The following is a 20,550-nucleotide window of genomic DNA, read 5'->3' on the forward strand; positions in this document are numbered from 1 at the left end:
GGACCGTTGCTCACCAAGCCCTGGAGGCTAGGGGTTGGTGATGCCCAGGGTGTACGAGCCCGAGCCGCTGTACGCGTGGACCTGGTAGCGGTAGTAGCCCGGGGTGCCGTTGTAGGTCACCGACTCGTTCGCCTCCGGGCTGTCGCCCTTGGCCACCACGACCCACGAGCTGCCGTTCCACTTCTGCAGGTACAGGTCGAAGTCCGCGCCGCTCGGGCCGACAAGGCAGCCGACGTGCGCGCCCGAGACCGTGGACTGGTAGTAGCTGCCGTTGGGCTGGTACGCCTGACCGCCCGACGCGAGCGACCCGTTGTACGTGGCCTCCGCGGACGAGCAGCCGGTGGGCGGGTTGGGGTCGCCGCCGCCGCCGGTCACCAGGGTCAGGCCGTAGGTCTGGAGGATCTCGTTGACCGGCTGGAAGTACGTCGTGCCGCCGGAGGTGCAGTCGCCCGAACCGCCCGAGGTCACGCCCTGGGCCTGGGTGCCGGCCAGCAGGGAGCCGCCGGAGTCGCCGGGTTCGGCGCACACCGTCGTCTGGATCAGGCCGGTCACCGTGCCCTGCGGGTAGGTCACCGACGAGTTGCGGGCCTGGATGGTGCCGCAGTGCCAGCCCGTGGTGGAGCCGGAGCGGCAGACCGTGGCGCCGACGGCCGCCTCCTGCGAGCCGGCCACGGACACCGTGCCGCCGGAGTAGTTGTTCACCAGGCCGCGCGGGGTGTTGCCGGCCGCGACCTGCACCCAGGCGTAGTCGTTGCCGGGGAAGCTCGACCCGCGGAACGTGCCGCTGGGGTTGGTGGTCGTGGCGCCGGTCGTGCCGCAGTGCCCGGCCGTGATGAAGCCGCCGTTGACCGAGAAGCCCACCGAGCACCGCGTGCCGCTGCCGATGTAGTACGCGTTGCCGCCGATGACGTCGATCAGGGGACGCGGGGACTCGTCGGTCGTCACGTACCGCACCGCCGCCGCCGGGACACCGCTGGCCGCCACGAACGCCCGTGCCGCCGCCAGCTTCGCCGGGTGCGACTTCACGACCACCGAGTTGGTGGCCACGTCCACGTACCAGCCGGGCACCGACCGCGGCGCCGCCGCCGCCCGACCGTCCAACTTGGACTTCAGGAGGTCCAGTTCGCGTTCGCTGCGTGCCACCACCTTGCCGCCGGCGAACGCCGACGCGTCCGTCACGGCGACCTGGAGGGCGCCGGACGCGTCGATCCACGCCCCGCCGAACCGGTCGCCCAGCCGCTTGCGCAGGTCGGCGGCCTTCGCGCCGGCCGCCTTGTCCGCCGCCAACCGGGCCGTCGCCTGCTCGGCGGACAGTCCCAGGTCGCGCTGGATCGCCGCCAGGACCTCGGCGTCCTGGGACGGGGAGGCGACAGCAGGGCTCGCCGCGAAGCCGGCTACCAAAACCGCGACCACGAGCGGTCTCAACAGTCTTGACATGGGGATTCTCCTCGAAGGGAGTGCAGGGATTCCCCGTGAAAAGTAATTCCGCCCGTCCGTTCGCGGTAATACCGCTTCGGTCATAAGACCCGCTGATGGGGTCACACGGCGGCGTGGTGCGGCACCGCCCCGAACTCCGGGTGGTCGGCGAGCCAGCCCGTGTACCGGGGGTTGCGCTCGGCCTTCTCCCGGTACGCCTCCGCCGCGTACCGCAGGACCTGCGGCCCCAGCGCCGCCGCCGCGCTCTCCGGGTCCCAGCCGATCAGGTGCCGCCACCGCAGCGGCACGCCCGCGAGGGGCAGCACGGCCAGGCCTGGCGTGCGGCGGAACGTCGGCTGGCACAACGCGATCACGTCGCCGGACTGCGCCAGGTCGATGCAGCCCATGATGTCCACCTCGTACAGCGTGCGCGGGGCGAACCCGGCCCGCGTGCAGGCCGCCGAGAAGCAGTCGCCGAAGCACCCGTCACCGGGGGTCGCGGCCCACTGCATGTCCTTCAACGCCGACAGCGGCACCTCGTCCAGCAGGGTCAGCGGGTGGTCCTCGGAGATCAGCACGCACACCGGGTCCACGGCGACCACGCTCCAGGTCAGCCCGTACTCCGAGGGCGGCGGCGCGTCGCCGCACACCCCGACCAGCACGTAGTCCAGCCGCCCCTGCGCCACCGCCGCCGCCAGCTCGTCGCCCGACCAGGACACCTGGGTGCCGACGTGCGCGCCGGGGTGGGCCTCGGTCAGCCGGTGCACCAGGCCGCCGAGCATCGGCCCGTTCACCGCGCCCACCCGGAACCGGTCGGTCGGCTGGTCCTCGTCCACCAGGCGCAGCGCGTCCTCCTGCAAACGGGAGAACGCGGGCAGGAGCACCCGGGCGCGTTCGAGCACCAGTTCGCCCAGCGCGGTGGGTCGCGCGCCCTTGTGGTCGCGGTCGAACAGCTTGCCGCCGAGCAGTCCTTCGATGCGGTGCAGTTGGGCGGTGAGGGCGGGTTGGGCCAGTCCGAGCACGGAGGACGCCTTGGACAGGCTGCCGGCGTCGGCGATGGCGCAGACCACCCGCAGGTGCCGCAGTTCGAGCTTCACCCACCCGAAGGTAGGGACTGTGAACGGGGGTGTCGAGGGCCACCGGGGGCGTCCCGGCCCCGCTGACAGGCCCGGTCGGAGTGGCAATGGACAGAGTGTGCCCTGATCATGGCAAACGTGGACACTCTGACACTGCCCTTCGCACGCGGGCCGACCCGAGGATGCCGGGATGAACAACGCGCCGATTCGCCCGCGTGCACGGTGTTTCACGAGCGTAACAGGGGAGTGACCGATGGCCCTCGACTCCGCAACCCAGGTCACATCCGACCCTGACGGCCGCGTGGAGCTGCGCGACCACTCCGCCATCGCCGACAGCCCGCACTACAACCCCGAACTGGCCCCCGTGCCGCTCGAACAGCGCACCTGGACCACCTACAACTTCTTCGCGCTGTGGATGGGCATGGCGCACAACATCCCCAGCTACACCCTGGCCGCGTCGCTGGTCGCGCTGGGGATGGACTGGGTGCAGGCGTTCGTGACCATCACCCTGGGCAACCTGATCGTGCTGGTGCCCATGCTGCTCAACAGCCACGCCGGGACGAAGTACGGTATCCCGTTCCCGGTGTTCGCCCGCGCGTTCTACGGGGTGCGGGGCGCGAACCTGGTGGCGTTGCTGCGGGCGTTCATCGCGTGCGCGTGGTTCGGCATCCAGACGTGGGTGGGCGGCAAGGCGCTGCACGTCATCGTCGGGCGGCTGGCCGGGGACGGCTGGGTGAACGCGCCGGTCGTGCTGGGCCAGGTGTGGACGCTGTGGCTGTGCTTCCTGGGCTTCTGGGTGGTGCAGATGCTGGTGATCTGGCGCGGCATGGACGCCATCCGCCGGTTCGAGAACTGGACCGCGCCCCTGGTCAGCGTCGGGTTCCTGATCCTGCTGGCCTACGTGGCGATCAAGGCGGGCGGGTTCGGGCCGATCCTGTCCGAGCCGTCGAAGCTGGGCTGGGGCCCGGAGTTCTGGAAGGTGTTCTTCCCGGCCCTGATGGGCATGATCGCGTTCTGGTCCACGCTGTCGCTGAACATGCCCGACTTCACGCGGTTCGGCGGCAGCCAGCGCAAGCAGGCGATCGGCCAGGTGCTCGGGCTGCCCACGACGATGTCGTTCATCGCCCTGGTGGCCATCCTGACCACGTCCGGCGCGGTGGCGCTCTACGGCGAGGCGATCTGGGACCCGGCGGCGCTGGCCAGCCGGTTCGACTCCACCGCGGTCGTGCTGGTGGCACTGGTCGCGCTGGTGCTGGCGACCATCTCGGCCAACCTCGCGGCCAACGTGGTCAGCCCGTCCTATGACTTCTCCAACGCGTTCCCGAAGAAGATCTCGTTCGCGCTGGGCGGCCTGATCACCGGCGTGATCGGCGTGCTGATCCAGCCGTGGCGACTGATCTCCGACCCGAGCATCTACATCTTCGCCTGGCTGGGCTTCTACGGCGGCCTGCTGGCGTCGGTGGCCGGCGTGTTCGTCGCGGGCTACTGGCTGATCTCGAAGACCCGGCTGGAGCTGCCCGACCTGTACCTGTCCGGGCGCGGCGCCTACTGGTTCCGCGCGGGCTGGAACTGGCGGGCGGTGCTGGCCACCGCCGTGGGCTCGGTGCTCGCGGTGGGCGGCGCGTACGGGGGTCCGTTCCCGCAGGACGGGCTGATCCCGGTGCTGAAACCGCTCTACGACTACAACTGGGTCGTCGGCCTGCTCGGCGGCCTCCTCGTCTACCTGGCGCTTGCGCCGCGGAGGGAGCACGCGTGAGCAACATCGTCCGAGCCGGGCTGGTCCAGCAGAAGTGGACCGGCGACAAGGAGTCGATGATCGCGAACGCGGTGGAAGCGGTCCGCACCGCCGCGTCGCAGGGCGCGCAGGTCGTGTGCCTGCAGGAGCTGTTCTACGGGCCGTACTTCTGCCAGGTGCAAGACGCGGACTACTACTCCTACACCGAAGCGATCCCCGACGGGCCGACCACCGAGCTGATGTGCCAGGTGGCCGAGCAGAACGGCGTCGTGCTCGTCGTGCCGATGTACGAGCAGGAGCAGCCGGGCGTCTACTTCAACACCGCCGCCGTGATCGACGCGGACGGCACCTACCTGGGCAAGCACCGCAAGAACCACATCCCGCAGGTGAAGGGGTTCTGGGAGAAGTTCTACTTCCGGCCCGGCAACCTGGGTTACCCGGTGTTCGACACGGCGGTGGGCAAGGTCGGCGTCTACATCTGCTACGAGCGGCACTTCCCCGAGGGCTGGCGGGCGCTGGGGTTGGGCGGCGCGCAGATCGTGTTCAACCCGTCCGCGACCTCGCGCGGGCTGTCGGAGTACCTGTGGCGGCTGGAGCAGCCGGCGGCGGCCGTGGCCAACGAGTACTACGTCGGCACGATCAACCGGGTGGGCGTGGAACCGCTGGGGGACAACGAGTTCTACGGCCAGTCGTACTTCGTGGACCCCCGCGGCCAGCTCGTGGGCGAGGCGGCGTCGGACACGGAGGAGGAGGTCGTCGTGCGCGACCTCGACATGGACAAGCTGGCCGAGGTGCGCGACCTGTGGGCGTTCTACCGCGACCGCCGCCCCGACTCGTACGAATCGCTGGTGAAGCCATGACCTTGCTGATCAAGGGCGGCCTGGTGGTCAACGCCACCGGGGCCGTCGCGGCGGACGTGCTGGTGGACGGCGAGAAGATCGCCGCGCTGCTCGCACCCGGCTTTCCTTTGCAGGCCGACGAAGTGGTGGACGCTGCCGGGAAGTACGTGATCCCCGGCGGGATCGACGCGCACACCCACATGGAGATGCCCTTCGGCGGCACGTTCTCCGCCGACACGTTCGCCACCGGCACCACGGCGGCGGCGTGGGGCGGCACGACGACCATCATCGACTTCGCCGTGCAGGCCAAGGGCACCTCACTGCTGTCCACCCTGGACAAGTGGCACGCGAAGGCGGACGGGAACTGCGCGATCGACTACGGGTTCCACATGATCATCTCCGACGTGACGGACACGTCGTTGAAGGAGATGGAGTCCTGCGTCGAGGCGGGCGTGAACACGTTCAAGATGTTCATGGCCTACCCCGGCGTCTTCTACGCCACGGACGGCGAGATCCTGCGCGCGATGCAGAAGGCGCGCGAGACGGGGTCCACGATCATGATGCACGCCGAGAACGGCATCGCGATCGACCAGTTGGTGGCGCAAGCGCTCGCGTCGGGGCGTACCGAGCCGGTGGAACACGGCCTGACCCGGCCGGCCGAACTGGAGGGCGAGGCGACCTCGCGGGCGATCACGCTGGCCCGCGTGACGGGCTCGCCGCTCTACATCGTGCACCTGTCGGCGGCGCAGGCGCTGGACGCCGTGACCAAGGCGCGGGACACCGGGCAGAACGTGTTCGCTGAAACGTGCCCGCAGTACCTGTACCTGTCGTTGGAGGACCTGGCGAAACCGGACTTCGAGGGCTCGAAGTACGTGGCCTCTCCCCCGCTGCGGCCCAAGGAGCACCAGTCCGAGCTGTGGCGGGGCCTGCGCACCAACGACCTGTCGGTGGTGTCGACCGACCACTGCCCGTTCTGCTTCAAGGACCAGAAGGAGCTCGGTCGCGGGGACTTCTCCAAGATCCCCAACGGGATCCCCGGCGTCGAGCACCGGATGGACCTGCTGCACCAGGGCGTGGTGAAGGGCGAGATCAGCGTGGAGCGGTGGGTGGAGATCTGCTCGACCACGCCCGCGCGCATGTTCGGCCTGTACCCGCGCAAGGGTGTCGTGGCGCCCGGTGCGGACGCCGACCTCGTGGTGTACGACCCGAAACCACGCCAGACGATCTCGGCGGCCACGCACCACATGAACGTGGACTACTCCGCGTACGAGGGCATGGAGATCACCGGCCGGGTGGACACCGTGCTCTCGCGCGGCCGGGTCGTCGTGGACGGCTCGGGCTTCCACGGCTCGACCGGCCACGGCCGGTTCCTGTCCCGCGACCTGAACCAGTACCTGGTGTGAGGGGTGACGGCCGTGGACTTCGGCGTCGTGTTGCAGACCGACCCGCCCGCGCGGGACGTGATCGCGGGCCTGGAAGCCGCCGAGGACAACGGCTTCCGCTACGGCTGGACGTTCGACTCCACCGTGCTGTGGCAGGAGCCGTTCGTCATCTACTCGCAGGTGCTGGCGCGGACGTCGTCGCTGGTGGTGGGGCCGATGGTGACCAACCCGAGCACCCGGGACTGGTCCGTGCTGGCCTCGCTGTTCGCCACCCTGAACGACATGTTCGGCAACCGCACGGTGTGCGGCATCGGGCGCGGTGACTCGGCGCGGCGGGTCATCGGGCAGAAACCGGCGTCGCTGGCGTACCTGTCGCAGGCCATGACCGTGATCAAGGGGTTGGCCGAGGGCCGGGAGGTCGAGCACCACGGCACGCCGGTGCGCATCCCGTGGGTGCGTGACGGGAAGCTGGAGATGTGGATGGCCGCCTACGGTCCGCGCGCCCTGCGGATGGTCGGCGAGCAGGCGGACGGGTTCATCCTCCAGACCGCCGACCCGGACATCGCGCGGTGGACCATCGGGTCGGTGCGTTCGGCGGCGGTCGCTTGTGGGCGCGATCCGGCGGAGATCACCATGTGCGTCGCCGCGCCGGCTTACGTCGGTGACGACCTGCCCCACCAGCGGGAACAGCTGCGGTGGTTCGGCGGGATGGTGGGCAACCACGTCGCCGACCTGGTGGCGCGGTACGGCGCGGAGGGCGTGGTCCCGAAGGCGTTGACCGACTACATCAAGGACCGGGAGGGCTACGACTACTCCCACCACGGCAAGGCGGGCAACCGTTCGACGGACTTCGTGCCCGACTACATCGTGGACCGGTTCTGCCTGCTCGGCCCCGCCTCGGCGCACGTGGAACGGCTCCAGGAGCTGAAGGAATTGGGGGTGGACAACTTCGCCCTGTACCTGATGCACGACGAGAAGGAGAAAACCCTGACCGCGTACGGGAACGAGGTCATCCCGCACGTGACTTGACCCGGCGCCGACTTGACCTGGTGCGCGCTCCAGTTCTTAGCGTCCTGTGGTGGAAGGTCCACCACAGGAGGCAGAACATGACGCGCATTCCCACTCGACAGCTCGGCGACCTCGTCGTTTCCGCCCAGGGACTCGGGTGCATGGGCATGAGCCACGGCTACGGCGCCAGCGACGACGACCAGTCGGTGGCGACGGTGCGCCGTGCGCTCGACCTGGGCGTGACGATGCTGGACACCGCCGACTTCTACGGGTCCGGGCACAACGAGGAGCTGGTCGGACGGGCCATCGCCGGGCGGCGGGACGAGGTGGTGGTGGCCACGAAGTTCGGCTTCGCCAACCGGCTCGGTGAGCCGACCGTCATCCGCGGGGACGCCTTCCACGTGCGGCGGGCGTGCGAGGACTCGTTGCGGCGGTTGGGGGTCGAGCACATCGACCTGTACTACCTGCACCGGGTGGACCCGGCGGTGCCGATCGAGGAGACCGTGTCGGCGATGTCCGAGCTGGTCCGGCTGGGCAAGGTGCGGCACCTCGGGTTGTCGGAGGCGAGCGCGGCGACGATCCGGCGGGCGCACGCGGTGCACCCGATCTCGGCGTTGCAGAGCGAGTGGTCGTTGTGGACCCGGGACGTGGAGGCGGAGGTCGTGCCGGTGTGCCGGGAGCTGGGGATCGGCCTGGTGCCGTTCTCGCCGCTGGGGCGGGGGTTCCTGACCGGGCGGTACCGGTCGGCCGACTCGTTCGCTCTCGGTGACGTGCGGCGGAGCCAGCCCCGGTTCGCCGAGGGCAACCTGGCGCGGAACCTGGCGGTGGTCGGTGTGCTGGAGGAACTGGCTGCTTCGAAGGGGATCACCGCAGGTCAGCTGGCGTTGGCGTGGGTGCAGCACCGGGGCGCGGACGTGGTGCCGATCCCGGGCACGCGGCGGCAGCGCAACCTGGAGGAGAACCTGGCGGCGCTGACCGTGGAGCTGTCGGCGGACGACCTGGTGGTGCTCGACGGGGCCGCCGCCCAGGTCGCCGGCGCCCGCTACGACGAAACGAGCCTCACCTTCGTCAACGGCTGAACTTCTCGGAAGTTCTTCGCCGGCGGAACCCCCGGAATTGTCGTACCCCGTCGCTACCGTGCTCCACATGATCACCACTGAGGACGAGGCCCGGTTCTGGGCGTTTTTGGAAGAGTCGTGGGCCGGTGCCGGGCCGGATGCGGCGGCGGCGCGGCGCGCGCTGGTCGAGCGCGACCCCGAGGAGGACGACGGGTTCGACCACGCCGCCGTGCTGGAGGAGCAGGTCGAGGGCGTGCTCGACCGGCTGACCGAGCTGTGCGCGGAGTTGTCGAGCGCGGAGCTGACAGCACTGGACCGGGTGGCCGAGCGGAAGCTGTACGAAATCGACCGGGCCGACGTCCACGACCACACAGACGGGTCCGACGACGGCTTCCTCTACGCGCGCGGGTTCATCGTCGTGCTGGGGCGGGAGTTCTACGAGGCGGTCGCGCGCGACCCGCGGTTGGCGGTGGGTGACGCGGAGGCCGAGGACTTCTGCTACTTCTTCGCCCAGTTGCACCAGGAGCGGTTCGGGGACTTCCCGGAGACCGGGTCGGGGATCTCCCGGGAATCCGGCGCGAACCGGGCCGGCTGGGCGGGAGCGGAGGTACCGTCGGAGGTGTGATCGACTTCGAGAAGGCGTCGGTGTTCAAGCTCGCCCCGTGCAAGCCCGAGGACATCGCGGGCCAGGTGTCCCCGATCCTCATCCAGGGCGAGCAGATCGTGTCGTGCTTCAAGACGGTGCGCGACTTCGTGGTGTTCACGAACAAGCGCGTGATCGCCGTGAACGTGCAGGGCATGACGGGGCGGAAGAAGGACTTCACGTCCCTGCCCTACAGCCGCGTGCAGGCGTTCTCCATCGAGACGGCGGGCACGTTCGACATGGACGCCGAACTGGACCTGTGGTTCTCCGGCCTGGGCAAGGTGCGCCTGGAGTTCCGCGGGCACGCCGACGTGCGCCTGCTGGGCCAGATGATCGCCACCTTCGTCCTCTGACCGAGTCCTCTGGAGGCCCCTTCCGCCATCACCCGATCGTGCGACATGTCAATCTCGGCACCAACCGACGACTCGCGCGTCCCGTAAACAAGGAGTGCGGGACGGGGGGACACACGGGCCAGGTCAGCGGACTGAGCGCGTGATCCCGTCCCAGCCGTTCCTCGCAGCACCACCGCTCGGGGCACCACCGCTGGGGGCACCACCCGGCGCACCACCACCCGGCGCACCGTCCAACACCTCCGGCAGCAGCTCGGCCAGCTGCACCGGGTACACGGTGTCGTCGGTCGCCCGCAGCTCGTCCACCGACCACCACCGGTGCCGGGTGATGGTCTGCTGCTCGAGCGCGTTGAACCGCGAGGTGTCCACGACGTCCGCCGTCTCGATCCGGCACACGAAGAACCACTCCTCGGCCGCGTAGCTCAACCCGTCGAAGCTGAACACCGCCCGCCGCTTCCACACCGGCCCGACGAGGTCGTCCGCCGACACCTCCAGCCCGGTCTCCTCGAACACCTCGCGCACGGCGGCGGCCGGCAGCTCCTCCCCCGGCTCGACCCCACCGCCCACGGTGAACCAGAACAGCTCGTCCGGCCGCGCGGGGTCGAAGCCCTCGAACAGCAGCACCCGCCCGTCCCGGTCGGCGAGCACCACCCGGGCCGACACGCGCTGGGTCGGCACGTCGTGCTCGGGCTCGGCGATCTCGAAGTACGACGGCGTCGGCGCGGTCCCCGCCAGACGCAGCCACCGGACCAGCCGCCACTGCCGCAACGCCAACGTGTCCCGCACGGCGTCGTTGTGCACGCGCCGCGCCAACACCACCCGCTGCTCGGCGTCGGCCAACTCCGCCGCCAACGCCGGCGCGAGCACGGACCGGTCCAACCCGTCCAGCAGCGCGCTCAGCTCGTTCTCGGCCGTCTCGCGATCCGCCCGCCCGGCCCGCTCGGCCCGATCAGCCGCCGCCCGCAACTCGTCAGTCCCGCACACCACCGCAACGGCCCGCGTCACCACGGCCCGCCGCGCCAACGCCGCGTCCAACGCCGCCCACGCCGCGTCGGTGCGCACGTGCAGCCGGTCCAACCGGTTCGCCGTGCCCAACACCCACGGCCCGACCAGGACCACGACTCCCAACAACACCAGGAACGTCCACGCCACGCCGGAACTGGTCACACCCCACCCACCCGGTAACTAGCCACACCCCACCCAGCCCGCACACCCGAGCCACCCACACCCCGAGCACCGCCGCCCGCCACACCCCGAGCACCGCCGCCCGCCACACTCCGCCCACCCGAGCCAGCCTCGCCCCGGGCACCCCAGCCAGCCACGCCCCGCCCACCCGAGCCAGCCACGCCCCGCCCACCCCAGCCGGCCACGCCCCGGGCACCGGAGCCGGTCACGCCTCGCCCACCCGCCGCGGGTCGGCCGCCATCGCGCTCTCGTACACCCGCAGCACCTGCGCGGCCACCACGGCCCAGTCGTAGGTCATGACCCGCTGCCGCGCCGCGTCCACGTACTCCGCCCGCCGACCCGGGTCCGCCAACAGCTCACGCAACGCCGCCGCCAGCGCCGCCGAGTCCCCCACCGGGGTCAGCACGCCCGCCTTGCCGTCGTCGAGCACCCGGCGGAACGCGTCCAGGTCGCTGGCCACCACCGCCGCACCGGCCGACATCGCCTCGGTCAGGATGATCCCGAAGCTCTCCCCACCGGTGTTCGGCGCACAGTACACATCGACGCTGCGCAGTGCGCGCGCTTTTGTCTCGTCGTCGACCATGCCCAGGAACACCGTCCGCGCCGCCAACTCCGGCCCCGCGGCCTTGCGGAACTCGTCCTCGTCCCCGCGCCCGACGACCAGCAGCCGGACCTCGGGCGGCAACTCCCGGAACGCCTCCAGCAGCACCGGCATCCCCTTGCGCGGCTCGCTGAACCGGCCGACGAACCCGACCGTCCCGCCGGGTCGCGGGTAGCCGTCCAAGGGCGACGCGTCGGCGAAGAACCCGACGTCCACCCCGTTGGGGATCTCCACCGCGTCCCCGCCCAGGTGCTCGACCTGCACCCGCCGGGCCAGCGCGGACACCGCGATCCGGGCCGTGATCTTCTCCAGGAACGGCTGGAGCACCCCCTGGAACGCCGCCAGCATCTTCGACCGGGGCGTTGAGGTGTGGAAGGTCGCCACGATCGGCCCGTCGGCGACCATCAGCGCCAGCATCGACAGCGACGGCGCGGTGGGTTCGTGCAGGTGGAGCACGTCGAAGTCGTGCTCCGCGATCCACCGCCGCACCCGCGCGAACGACACCGGCCCGAACGACAGCCGCGCCACGGACCCGTTGTAGGGAATGCTCACCGCGCGCCCGGCGGGCGTGACGAACTCGGGCACGGGGGTGTCGTCGTCCGCCGGCCCCAGCACCTCGACCTCGTGCCCCAGCGACCGCAGGGCGCGTGCCAGGTCGACCACGTGCGCCTGCACCCCTCCGGGGACCTCGAAGGAGTACGGGCAGACGATGCCGACCTTCACCGGGTGCCCTCCCTGCGGGCCAGCACCCGTTGCAGCGCCTTCTGCCTGCTCTCGGGCAGGTCGGCGAGCCACAGCTTCTGGAGCATGTGCCAGTCGGTGGGGTGCGCGGCGATGTCCGCGGCGAACACGTCCGCCAACTGCTGTGTCGCCGGACCGACACCACCGGTGCCCGCGACCCGGATCGGCGGGTGGATCCGGAAGGACCAGCCCCCGTCGGTGAACCACAACCCGACCGGGAGCAGCGCGGCGCCGGTCGTCGCGGCCAGGTGGGCGGGGCCGGCGGGCATGAGGGTGCGTTCGCCGAAGAACGTCACCGGCACGCCGCCCGCGGTCAGGTCGCGGTCGGCGAGCAGGCACACGACCTTGTTCGCCCGCAGCCGCTCCGACAGCACCACCGCGGGGTTGCGCTCGCCGCCGGTCAGCGGCAGCACTTCGAAGCCCAGGGACTCCCGGAACCGGATGAACCGCTGGTAGAGCGACTCGGGCTGGAGCCGTTCGGCGACGGTGGTGAACGAGCCGGCGTGACCGACCAGCCACACACCGGCCATGTCCCAGTTGCCGCAGTGCGGCAGCGCGGCCACCGCGCCGTTGCCCGCCTTGAGCGCCGCGTCCAGGTTCTCGACGCCGCTGATCGTCCGGTCACACTCGGCGAACGCGGCCGCAAGATCCATCGACGGCAGCCGGAACGCCTCCCGCCAGTACCGCGCGTAGGACCGCAGGCTCAGCCGGACCAGCTCGTCCAGCTCCGCCTCGCCGGCCTGCGGCACCACCCGACGCAGGTTCGCGCGCAACTGCTGGACCCCACCACCGCCCCGCTTGGCCGCGAAGTCGGCACCCCGGTCGAACAGCGCGACCGCCACCCGCTCGGGCAGCAACCGCACCAGCCGCCACCCCGCCGCGTACCCGAGGTCGGCCAGCCGCTCCTTCATGTCCCCAGCTCCTTCGCGGCACGCCACACGGCCACCACCCGCTGCACGACCGTGACCACGACCAGCGCGGCCAGCAGGTACAGCGCCACGGGCAGGATGTACGGCACGCCCAACCCGTGCAGCCCGACCCCGACCAGCACGACGATGAACCGCTCGGCCCGCTCGGCCACGCCGCCGTCAGCGGACAGCCCCGACGCCTCCGCCCGCGCCTTCACGTACGAGATGACCTGCGCCCCGACCAGCGACACCAGGGCGGCCGCGGCCAGCCCCTTCTCCCCGGCCCCGAAGCACCACCACGCCACGGCGGCGAACAGGGCCCCGTCCGCGATCCGGTCACAACTGGCGTCCAACACGGCCCCGAACTTCGTCCCACCGCCCTGCGCCCGCGCCATCGCGCCGTCGATCAGGTCGAACAGGACGAACGCCGTGACCACGGCAGCCCCGACGAACAACATCCCGCGCGGGATGAACCACAGCGAGGCGGCAACGGACCCCACGGTCCCGGCGACCGTGACGACGTTCGGCGTGAGGCCGCGGCGCAGCAGCCACGCCCCGATCGGATCGGTGACGCGCGAGACCGACGCGCGGGCGAAGATGTTCAGCATGGGGCGGCGACTGCACCTACCGGTGGGGACGACTGGGTCCCGGGCAGCCTAACGGCCCAGCTCACCACAAGCCGACGCGGTAGCCGCAAGATCCGTGTCGTGTCGGCCACGACCAGCACGAACACCCCAGCGCCCGGCCTCCGGCCCCCGACACCATCATCCCACGCCCCACCGACAAACCACCGAGAACAGCCGGCGAAGCACCACCCGAAATGGGAAGGCCGGCGGAGGCGGGTGGGCGAGGGAGGGCCGGCAAGCGACGGTGGAGTGGTGGGCAGTCAGCCGGCGGTCGGGGGAGGGACTTGCGGGGTGCGGCAGGGGCCGGCGACGAAGTCGCGCGCGGCGGAGCCGCGAGGCGGCGGTAGCGCCGCCCTGGCTTGTGCGCGGTGTGCCGTGGCGACCATCGGCCTTCCGGAAGTCGCCGGACCGCCCCGCACCGGTCGACAACGCCGCGGCCACACGCCGCCGCACCGCCCCGCACCAGCCCGACCTGCGCCGCTCAGCCAGTCGACCCCGCCCGACCCCCGACCCCGCGGGCCGACCCGACCAGCCGACCCGGCCCGACCCCCGACCCAGCCGGCCGACCCGACCAGCCGGCCGACCCGCCCGACGCAGCGCGACGCAGCCAGCCGACCCCGCCCGGTTCAGCCCAGCTTGCGGTGGTCCGTCGCGATCGAGTCCAGCAGGTCCTCCAGCTGCTCCCCCCGCATGGCCAACCGCTCCAGCCGGTTGAACAGCGTCAAGTACTCGCGCACGTCGTGCGGGTCCGTGATGGTCGCGTTCCCCGTCAACACGCTCAACGTCACGACCCGCTCGTCGTACACCTGGAACCCGTGCAGAGCGACCGTGTTGACGTCCGCAGTCCACGGCACGACCCCCAGCTGCACGTTCGGCCGCCGCATCAGGCCCCGCAGGTGGTCGATCTGCTCGCACATCAGGTCCGCCGACCCCATCCGCCACCGCAGCGCCGCCTCGGCCAGCAGGAACACGAAGCGCTTGCCCAGGTCGTCCATCCTCGCCCGGCGACTCCTCAGGGTCGCCACGGCGGTCTCCTGCTCGTGTGCCGGGGTCGCCGACAGGACCACCCTCAGGTAGTTCTCGCTCTGCAGCAGCGCGGGTACGCCGGCGTTCTGGAAGAAGCGGCTCGTGGTCGCTCGGGCCTCGATGCGGGCCACCGTCTGCTGGTGGCGGTGGGCGCCTCGGTGGAGGACGACCCTCCTCGTCTCGGCTTCGGCGTGCAGCTGGCGGGCCAGCTCCACCAGTTCGAGCCTGGTCTCGCGGGTCGCCGACAGCTCGGCGACCAGGCGCTCCACGTCGGTCACGGACGGGAGGAGCATGCCGTTCTCGATCTTGGACAGCTTGGACTGGCTCATCCCGGTCGCCCGCGCGGTGGCCGTGCCGGTCATCTTGGCCTCCGTGCGCAGCCTGCGTAACTCGCGCGAGAGCCGTTCTCGGGCCAGCCGCGAACGCTCAGGTGCGGTCATGAAACGCACGTTATCGATGAACGCGGTCCGTGACGATCGGCCACACAGGGAATACTGCCGGTTACTCGGTGATCAACCCCGATTGTGCCCGTGATTCACGACACAAGCACGACACAAGAGGGCACAAGCAAGCACAAGCGCCATTGCACCTGCACGTGCGATTACCACTGACGGCGAATCACAAATGCCACGCCTCGGACAACAACTGCCGGGTTTCGCCCAGCAGCTGCGGCAGCACCTTGGTGTGCCCGATCACCGGCATGAAGTTGGCGTCGCCGCCCCAGCGGGGCACCACGTGCTGGTGCAGGTGCGCCGCGATCCCGGCCCCGGCCACGACGCCCTGGTTCATGCCGATGTTGAACCCGTGCGGCGAAGCCACGGCCCGGATCACGCGCATCGCCTGCTGGGTGAACGCGGCGAACTCGGCCGTCTCCTCCACCGTCAGGTCCGTGTAGTCCGGGACGTGCCGGTACGGCAGCACCATCAGGTGCCCGGGGTTGTACGGGTACAGGTTGAGCACCGCGAACACCCGCTCGCCGCGCGCGAGGATCAGGCCGTCGGCGTCGTCCAGTTCGACCACCCGGCAGAACGGGCAGCCCTCCGGCTCGTCGCCGACCGCCTTGCCCTCGCCGCGCACGTAGGAGAGGCGGTGCGGGGTCCACAGCCGCTGCAGTGCGTCGTGGACCCCGACCCCGTCCTGTTCCTCGTACCGCGGCGTCACTGGACCAGGTCCGCCGTGGGCGAGGCGTTCTCGCGCCGCGCCACCCAGTCCACGATGGTCTCCACGGCCCGCGCCACCGGCACGCCGTTGATCTGCGTGCCGTCGCGGAACCGGAACGACACCGCGCCGTTCTCCACGTCCTTGGCGCCGGCCAGCAGCATGAACGGCACCTTCTGCGTGGTGTGGTTGCGGATCTTCTTCTGCATGCGGTCGTCGGAGGCGTCCACTTCGACGCGGATGCCCTGCGCCTTCAACGCCGCCGCCACCTGCTCCAGGTGCGGGACGTGCTCGTCGGCGATCGGGATGCCGACCACCTGCACCGGGGCCAGCCACGCCGGGAACGCGCCCGCGTAGTGCTCGGTCAGCACGCCGAAGAACCGCTCGATGGACCCGAACAGCGCCCGGTGGATCATGATGGGCCGCTGCCGCGAGCCGTCCGGCGCGGTGTACTCCAGCTCGAACCGCTTGGGCTGGTTGAAGTCCAGCTGGATGGTCGACATCTGCCACGACCGGCCGATGGCGTCCTTGGCCTGCACCGAGATCTTCGGCCCGTAGAACGCGGCGCCGCCCGGGTCGGGGACCAGTTCCAGCCCGGAGTCCAGGGCCGCCTGCCGCAGCGACTCGGTGGCGTCCTCCCACTCCTGCGGGTCGCCGATGAACTTCGGCGAGTCGTCCCGGGTGGACAGTTCCAGGTAGAAGTCCGTCAGGCCGTAGTCGGCGAGCAGGTCGAGGACGAACTTGAGCAGCGACCGCAGCTCGCCCGGCATCTGCTCCTTGGTGCAGTAGATGTGGGAGTCGTCCATCGTCAGGCCGCGCACGCGGGTGAGGCCGTGCACCACGCCGGACTTCTCGTACCGGTAGACCGTGCCGAACTCGAACAGCCGCAGCGGCAGCTCGCGGTAGGACCGCCCGCGCGACCTGAAGATCAGGTTGTGCATCGGGCAGTTCATGGCCTTGAGGTAGTAGTCCTCGCCCTCGAACTCGATGGGCGGGAACATGGTGTCCGCGTAGTACGGCAGGTGCCCGGAGGTGTGGAACAGGCCGCTCTTGCTGATGTGCGGCGTGTTCACGAACTCGTAGTCGGACTCCTCGTGCCGGCGGCGCGAGTAGTTCTCCAGCTCCCGGCGGATGATGCCGCCCTTGGGGTGGAACACCGCGAGGCCCGAGCCGAGCTCGTCGGGGAAGCTGAACAGGTCCAGCTCGACGCCGAGCTTGCGGTGGTCGCGGCGCTCGGCCTCGGCCAGCAGCTCCAGGTAGGCGTCCAGCGCCTCCTGGGACTCCCACGCCGTGCCGTAGATGCGCTGCAGCTGCGGGTTGTTCTCGTTGCCGCGCCAGTACGCGGCGGCCACGCGGGTGAGCTTGAACGCCGGGATGTGCTTGGTCGTGGGCACGTGCGGGCCGCGGCACAGGTCGCCCCACACCCGCTCGCCCGAGCGCGGGTCGAGGTTGTCGTAGATGGTCAGCTCGCCGCCGCCGACCTCCATGACCTCGGCGGTGTCCACATCGCTCTTGATGTCGACGAGCTCCAGCTTGAACGGCTCGTTCGCGAGCTCTGCCTTGGCGGCGTCGACGGACTCCACGACCCGCCGGTCGAACCGCTGCGCGCCCTTGATGATCTGCTTCATGCGCTTCTCCAGCGCCTGCAGGTCCTCGGGCGTGAAGGGCTTGTCGACCTGGAAGTCGTAGTAGAAGCCGTCCTTGACCGGCGGGCCGATGCCCAGCTTGGCCTCGGGGAACTGCTGCTGGACGGCCTGGGCGAGGACGTGCGCGGCGGAGTGCCGGATCACGCTGCGGCCCTCGGGCGTGTCGGCGGCGACCGCCTCGACCTCGACGTCCACCTCCGGCGCCCACGACAGGTCGCGCAGGTGGCCCTCGGCGTCGCGGACGACGACGATCGCGTCGGGGCCCTTGCCCGGCAGCCCGGCTTCCCGGACGGCCGTGCCCGCAGTGGTCCCGGCCGGCACCACCACGCGCGGTGGGGCGAGAGCGGCTGCGGGGCTCGACTGGGACACGGTGACTCCTCGGGTCGCGGTTGGTGCCTTTCCCCGAGATGTTATCGGTGCTCACCCAGCGCTTATCGGCCGACATGGGTTGTCGGTGCGTTCACCCGCACGAACTCCTCCCACGCGTCCACCCCGACGCCGGGCCGCACCGGCGGGCACACCGCCAGTTCGTGCACGCCCAGCTCGGCGTAGTCGGCGATCACGTCCGGGTCGAGCCGTTCGGACGGGGTCACCACCAGCTCGATGTCCCGGGGCAGGTCGGCGACCTGCTCGGCGGTCTGCTGCCGGTCGAGCATGAACCCGTACCAGCCCTGGTGACGGGCCGCACGGCGGTGGGCGGTCACGCTGTGTCCACCGACGTACACCGGAACGGGTGTCTGCCGCGGTCTCGGATGGGCGTCCACCCCGCGGAACGACACGTGCTCGCCGTGGAACGCCGGCTCGGGCATCTCCCAGAGCGCCTTCATGGCCGCCAGGTACTCGTCGGCCCGCGCCCCTCGCCCGGCCATGGGCACGCCGACCGCCGCCATCTCCGGTTCGAGGTAGCCGACGCCGACGCCGAGGTCCAGCCGGCCGCCGCTGAGCACGTCCAGGGTGGCCAGTTCCTTCGCCAGCACGACCGGGTTGCGCTGGGGCAGGATCACGATCCCGGTGGCCAGCCGGATCTGACGGGTGACGGCCGCCAGGTGGGCGAGGGCGAGCAACGGGTCCAGGATCGGCAGGTCGGGGTCCACCGGGGACGGCGGCACGCGCGGCGACGGGGCCACGACGTGCTCGCCCACCCACAGCCGGTGGTACCCGAGGTCTTCGGCGAGCCCGCCGATCTTGGCGAGCGCTCCCGGCTCCGCGCACGGACCCATGTTGATGCCGAACAGGCCGATCTTCATGCCTCCGAACGTAGGTTCACCCCAGCCATGCGACAAATGACAGTCCGGAACACGACCCATGCGTGGTAGGCATACCTCCATGCCGGAGTTCACGCTGGTCGGCCTGCGGGTGCTGCGCGAGGTGGCGACCCGCGGCACCTTCACCTCCGCCGCCGAGGCCCTGGGCTACACGCAGTCGGCCGTGTCCCGCCAGGTGGCCGCCCTGGAGGCGGCGGCGGGCGTGCCCCTGTTCGAGCGGACGGCGAGGGGCGTCCGCCTGACCGCCGCCGGTCACCTCCTGCGCCGGCACGCGGACACCGTCCTCGACCAGCTCGACGCGGCCCGCCGCGACCTGGACGGCGTGCGCGGCTCGCGGGGCCGGTTGCGCGTCGGCGCGTTCCCCACCGCGGTCGCGGCCCTCGTGCCCCGCGCCATCGCGACCTACCGGGCCGCCCACCCCGGGTCGGAGGTCGTGCTGCGCGAGGGCCTGACCCCCACCCACCTGCGGCGACTGCGGGCCCGGACCGTGGACGTCGCCGTGGTGGCGACCTCGCCCGACGTGCCCGCCGAGGAAGGTCTGGCGTTCGAACCGCTGCTGGACGACGTGCTGCTGCTCGCGGTCTCCCGTGACCACCCGCTGGCGGGACGGGGAGCCGTGGGGTTGGCGGACCTGGCCGGGCAGCGGTGGATCGCGGGCAGCCACGACCCCAGCGACACCTTCCTGGGCGCCTGGCCGGACCCGCCGAAGGTGGAGTTCGCGGTGCGGGAGTGGACGGCCAAGCTGGGGCTCGTGGCCGCCGGGCTGGGCGTGACCCTGGTGCCGGGCCTGGCCGCGCCGTCCGTGCGGCCGGACGTGGCCCTGGTGCGGGTGCGGGACCCGCAGGCCAGGCGCACGGTCGTCATCGCGACCCGGACGGACGACACGACACACCCCTTCACGGACGCCCTGCGAGACGCGGCGGCCCGGCTCCGCGTCTAGCTCAGGTACGCGAGGCCGTGAGGACCGGCGGTGCCGGGTGTGGCAAGGTCGAGCTCCTTCACCACCGCCAACCCGGCGAGATCCACAATGGACACCGTGCCGCTCATCAGGTTGGACACGTACGCCACCCGACCGTCCGGGCTCGACTCCAACGTCAACGGGAAGCGGCCGACCTCGATCCGGGCAACGCGCTCGAAGTCGCGGAACACGGACAGGAAACCGTTGCCCGAGAGCGAATTCTCCCCCACCAGCACCAGGTCGCCCGTCACGTGCACGGGCATGGGGTACTCCTCGGTCGGCAGGATGCGCACGACCCGGTCCACCTCCGTGTCGATCACCCGCACGCCCCGGTCCACGCCCTGCGCACCGAGCACCGGCGTGGACACGTAGACGTACCGGCGGCCGTCCGAGGCGATCCCCTCGCTCCCCGGCACCTCGATGCGTTCGGTGGCCTTGGTCCCCAGGTCCACCGACGTGACGAAACGGGCCTCCTTGTTGGACGTGTAGGCCTTGTCCCCGTTGAGGGTCACCCAGTGCGGCCCGCCGGCGTGGACGTCGAAGCGGTCGACCACCTTCCGCTTGTCCAGGTCCACCACGACGATGCCGCCCTCCTCGTGCTCGGAGGCCTCGACGCTGACGTGCAGCAGGTTGTCCTTGAGGGCAAGGCCGTGCGGGGCGTGCGGGACGTCGATCACGTCCACGACCTGGTGCGTGTCCGGGTCGATGAGGCTGATCTCGTGGGCGCGTTCGGTGAAGTCGCCGTAGAAGCCCGAGCGGTAGGCGTGGCTGCACAGCAGCAACCGGCGGTCGTGGTCGAAGAGGAGTTCGTGGGGTTGGGCCACGACGTCCAGCACGGTCGTGGGTTCCCACGTGTCGGTGGTGAAGAAGGTGATGGTGGATGCGTCCTGACAGGCGACTGCCAACTGATCGGTCATGGCATCGACGCT

At 70.9% G+C, this 20,550-nt stretch carries 19 protein-coding genes; 8 read left to right on the forward strand and 11 right to left on the reverse strand.

What is annotated here, in order from left to right:
- Positions 1-27 precede the first annotated feature (27 nt).
- On the reverse strand, positions 28-1,437 hold the full coding sequence (locus tag DFJ66_RS08035; RefSeq protein WP_121219432.1) for a S1 family peptidase: 1,410 nt from the start codon (positions 1,435-1,437) through the stop codon (positions 28-30).
- A 101-nt stretch (positions 1,438-1,538) separates the two neighbouring features.
- Positions 1,539-2,513: a LysR family transcriptional regulator gene (locus DFJ66_RS08040; RefSeq protein ID WP_121219434.1), complete on the reverse strand. Its 975-nt coding sequence runs from the start codon at positions 2,511-2,513 to the stop codon at positions 1,539-1,541.
- Positions 2,514-2,745: 232 nt separating this feature from the next.
- Here DFJ66_RS08040 and DFJ66_RS08045 point away from each other — a divergent pair, with 232 nt between their 5' ends.
- From DFJ66_RS08045 to DFJ66_RS08075, 7 genes are all read left to right on the forward strand, one after another.
- A complete protein-coding gene (locus tag DFJ66_RS08045; RefSeq protein ID WP_121219436.1) occupies positions 2,746-4,248 on the forward strand; it encodes an NCS1 family nucleobase:cation symporter-1 in 1,503 nt (500 codons plus the stop codon).
- A complete protein-coding gene (locus tag DFJ66_RS08050; protein WP_121219438.1) occupies positions 4,245-5,087 on the forward strand; it encodes a nitrilase-related carbon-nitrogen hydrolase in 843 nt (280 codons plus the stop codon). The genes DFJ66_RS08045 and DFJ66_RS08050 overlap by 4 nt, the downstream gene beginning before the upstream one ends.
- Positions 5,084-6,469, forward strand: coding sequence for a dihydropyrimidinase (gene hydA / locus DFJ66_RS08055; protein WP_121219440.1), 1,386 nt, complete (start codon positions 5,084-5,086; stop codon positions 6,467-6,469). The genes DFJ66_RS08050 and hydA overlap by 4 nt, the downstream gene beginning before the upstream one ends.
- A 12-nt stretch (positions 6,470-6,481) precedes the next feature.
- The gene (locus tag DFJ66_RS08060; protein WP_121230840.1) at positions 6,482-7,477 is read left to right on the forward strand and encodes a TIGR03842 family LLM class F420-dependent oxidoreductase; all 996 of its coding nucleotides are present in this window, start codon (positions 6,482-6,484) and stop codon (positions 7,475-7,477) included.
- Positions 7,478-7,554: 77 nt separating this feature from the next.
- Positions 7,555-8,535, forward strand: a complete 981-nt coding sequence (locus tag DFJ66_RS08065; RefSeq protein WP_121219442.1) for an aldo/keto reductase — start codon at positions 7,555-7,557, stop codon at positions 8,533-8,535.
- A gap of 67 nt (positions 8,536-8,602) precedes the next feature.
- Positions 8,603-9,139 (forward strand): DUF4240 domain-containing protein, encoded by a 537-nt coding sequence (locus tag DFJ66_RS08070; protein ID WP_121219445.1) that lies wholly within the window; start codon positions 8,603-8,605, stop codon positions 9,137-9,139.
- The gene (locus DFJ66_RS08075) at positions 9,136-9,510 is read left to right on the forward strand and encodes a PH domain-containing protein (protein WP_121219447.1); all 375 of its coding nucleotides are present in this window, start codon (positions 9,136-9,138) and stop codon (positions 9,508-9,510) included. Before DFJ66_RS08070 ends, DFJ66_RS08075 begins: the two co-directional genes overlap by 4 nt.
- A 123-nt stretch (positions 9,511-9,633) precedes the next feature.
- Here the strand turns inward: DFJ66_RS08075 and DFJ66_RS08080 are convergent, their stop codons facing one another.
- The 8 genes from DFJ66_RS08080 to DFJ66_RS08120 all read right to left on the reverse strand — a co-directional run bounded on the left by DFJ66_RS08080 (position 9,634) and on the right by DFJ66_RS08120 (position 18,645).
- Positions 9,634-10,674: an NUDIX hydrolase gene (locus DFJ66_RS08080; protein ID WP_121219448.1), complete on the reverse strand. Its 1,041-nt coding sequence runs from the start codon at positions 10,672-10,674 to the stop codon at positions 9,634-9,636.
- Positions 10,675-10,897: 223 nt separating this feature from the next.
- Positions 10,898-12,016 carry a glycosyltransferase family 4 protein gene (locus tag DFJ66_RS08090; protein WP_121219450.1) on the reverse strand — a complete coding sequence of 373 codons (1,119 nt, stop codon included), beginning with the start codon at positions 12,014-12,016 and terminating at the stop codon, positions 10,898-10,900.
- A complete protein-coding gene (locus tag DFJ66_RS08095) occupies positions 12,013-12,945 on the reverse strand; it encodes a phosphatidylinositol mannoside acyltransferase (protein ID WP_121219452.1) in 933 nt (310 codons plus the stop codon). The genes DFJ66_RS08090 and DFJ66_RS08095 overlap by 4 nt, the downstream gene beginning before the upstream one ends.
- A complete protein-coding gene (gene pgsA, locus DFJ66_RS08100) occupies positions 12,942-13,550 on the reverse strand; it encodes a phosphatidylinositol phosphate synthase (protein ID WP_121219454.1) in 609 nt (202 codons plus the stop codon). The genes DFJ66_RS08095 and pgsA overlap by 4 nt, the downstream gene beginning before the upstream one ends.
- 644 nt (positions 13,551-14,194) lie before the next feature.
- The gene (locus tag DFJ66_RS08105) at positions 14,195-15,034 is read right to left on the reverse strand and encodes a helix-turn-helix domain-containing protein (protein ID WP_121219456.1); all 840 of its coding nucleotides are present in this window, start codon (positions 15,032-15,034) and stop codon (positions 14,195-14,197) included.
- A gap of 178 nt (positions 15,035-15,212) precedes the next feature.
- Entirely contained in the window at positions 15,213-15,755 is a 543-nt protein-coding gene (locus DFJ66_RS08110; protein WP_121219458.1) for an HIT family protein, read from the reverse strand.
- On the reverse strand, positions 15,752-17,767 hold the full coding sequence (gene thrS, locus DFJ66_RS08115) for a threonine--tRNA ligase (RefSeq protein ID WP_121219460.1): 2,016 nt from the start codon (positions 17,765-17,767) through the stop codon (positions 15,752-15,754). Before thrS ends, DFJ66_RS08110 begins: the two co-directional genes overlap by 4 nt.
- A 62-nt stretch (positions 17,768-17,829) precedes the next feature.
- A complete protein-coding gene (locus DFJ66_RS08120) occupies positions 17,830-18,645 on the reverse strand; it encodes a TIGR03619 family F420-dependent LLM class oxidoreductase (protein ID WP_170199203.1) in 816 nt (271 codons plus the stop codon).
- Between the two features lie 79 nt (positions 18,646-18,724).
- Between DFJ66_RS08120 and DFJ66_RS08125 the strand changes: the two genes are divergently transcribed.
- The gene (locus DFJ66_RS08125; RefSeq protein WP_121219470.1) at positions 18,725-19,603 is read left to right on the forward strand and encodes a LysR family transcriptional regulator; all 879 of its coding nucleotides are present in this window, start codon (positions 18,725-18,727) and stop codon (positions 19,601-19,603) included.
- Here DFJ66_RS08125 and DFJ66_RS08130 read toward each other — a convergent pair.
- On the reverse strand, positions 19,600-20,538 hold the full coding sequence (locus DFJ66_RS08130) for a YncE family protein (protein WP_121219473.1): 939 nt from the start codon (positions 20,536-20,538) through the stop codon (positions 19,600-19,602). The two genes, DFJ66_RS08125 and DFJ66_RS08130, sit on opposite strands and share 4 nt — an antisense overlap.
- Positions 20,539-20,550: the final 12 nt, after the last annotated feature.

The organism is Saccharothrix variisporea (genome assembly GCF_003634995.1).
In the GTDB taxonomy this organism is placed as follows: Bacteria; Actinomycetota; Actinomycetes; order Mycobacteriales; family Pseudonocardiaceae; genus Actinosynnema; species Actinosynnema variisporeum.

What these genes read in the sequence shown, in the direction of transcription:
- DFJ66_RS08035 (WP_121219432.1), bottom strand. Translation starts at nt 1,437, where the DNA reads ATGTCAAGACTGTTGAGACCGCTCGTGGTCGCGGTTTTGGTAGCCGGC.
- DFJ66_RS08045 (WP_121219436.1), top strand. Translation starts at nt 2,746, where the DNA reads ATGGCCCTCGACTCCGCAACCCAGGTCACATCCGACCCTGACGGCCGC.
- hydA (WP_121219440.1), top strand. Translation starts at nt 5,084, where the DNA reads ATGACCTTGCTGATCAAGGGCGGCCTGGTGGTCAACGCCACCGGGGCC.
- DFJ66_RS08065 (WP_121219442.1), top strand. Translation starts at nt 7,555, where the DNA reads ATGACGCGCATTCCCACTCGACAGCTCGGCGACCTCGTCGTTTCCGCC.
- DFJ66_RS08070 (WP_121219445.1), top strand. Translation starts at nt 8,603, where the DNA reads ATGATCACCACTGAGGACGAGGCCCGGTTCTGGGCGTTTTTGGAAGAG.
- DFJ66_RS08095 (WP_121219452.1), bottom strand. Translation starts at nt 12,945, where the DNA reads ATGAAGGAGCGGCTGGCCGACCTCGGGTACGCGGCGGGGTGGCGGCTG.
- pgsA (WP_121219454.1), bottom strand. Translation starts at nt 13,550, where the DNA reads ATGCTGAACATCTTCGCCCGCGCGTCGGTCTCGCGCGTCACCGATCCG.
- DFJ66_RS08105 (WP_121219456.1), bottom strand. Translation starts at nt 15,034, where the DNA reads ATGACCGCACCTGAGCGTTCGCGGCTGGCCCGAGAACGGCTCTCGCGC.
- DFJ66_RS08120 (WP_170199203.1), bottom strand. Translation starts at nt 18,645, where the DNA reads ATGAAGATCGGCCTGTTCGGCATCAACATGGGTCCGTGCGCGGAGCCG.
- DFJ66_RS08125 (WP_121219470.1), top strand. Translation starts at nt 18,725, where the DNA reads ATGCCGGAGTTCACGCTGGTCGGCCTGCGGGTGCTGCGCGAGGTGGCG.
- DFJ66_RS08130 (WP_121219473.1), bottom strand. Translation starts at nt 20,538, where the DNA reads ATGACCGATCAGTTGGCAGTCGCCTGTCAGGACGCATCCACCATCACC.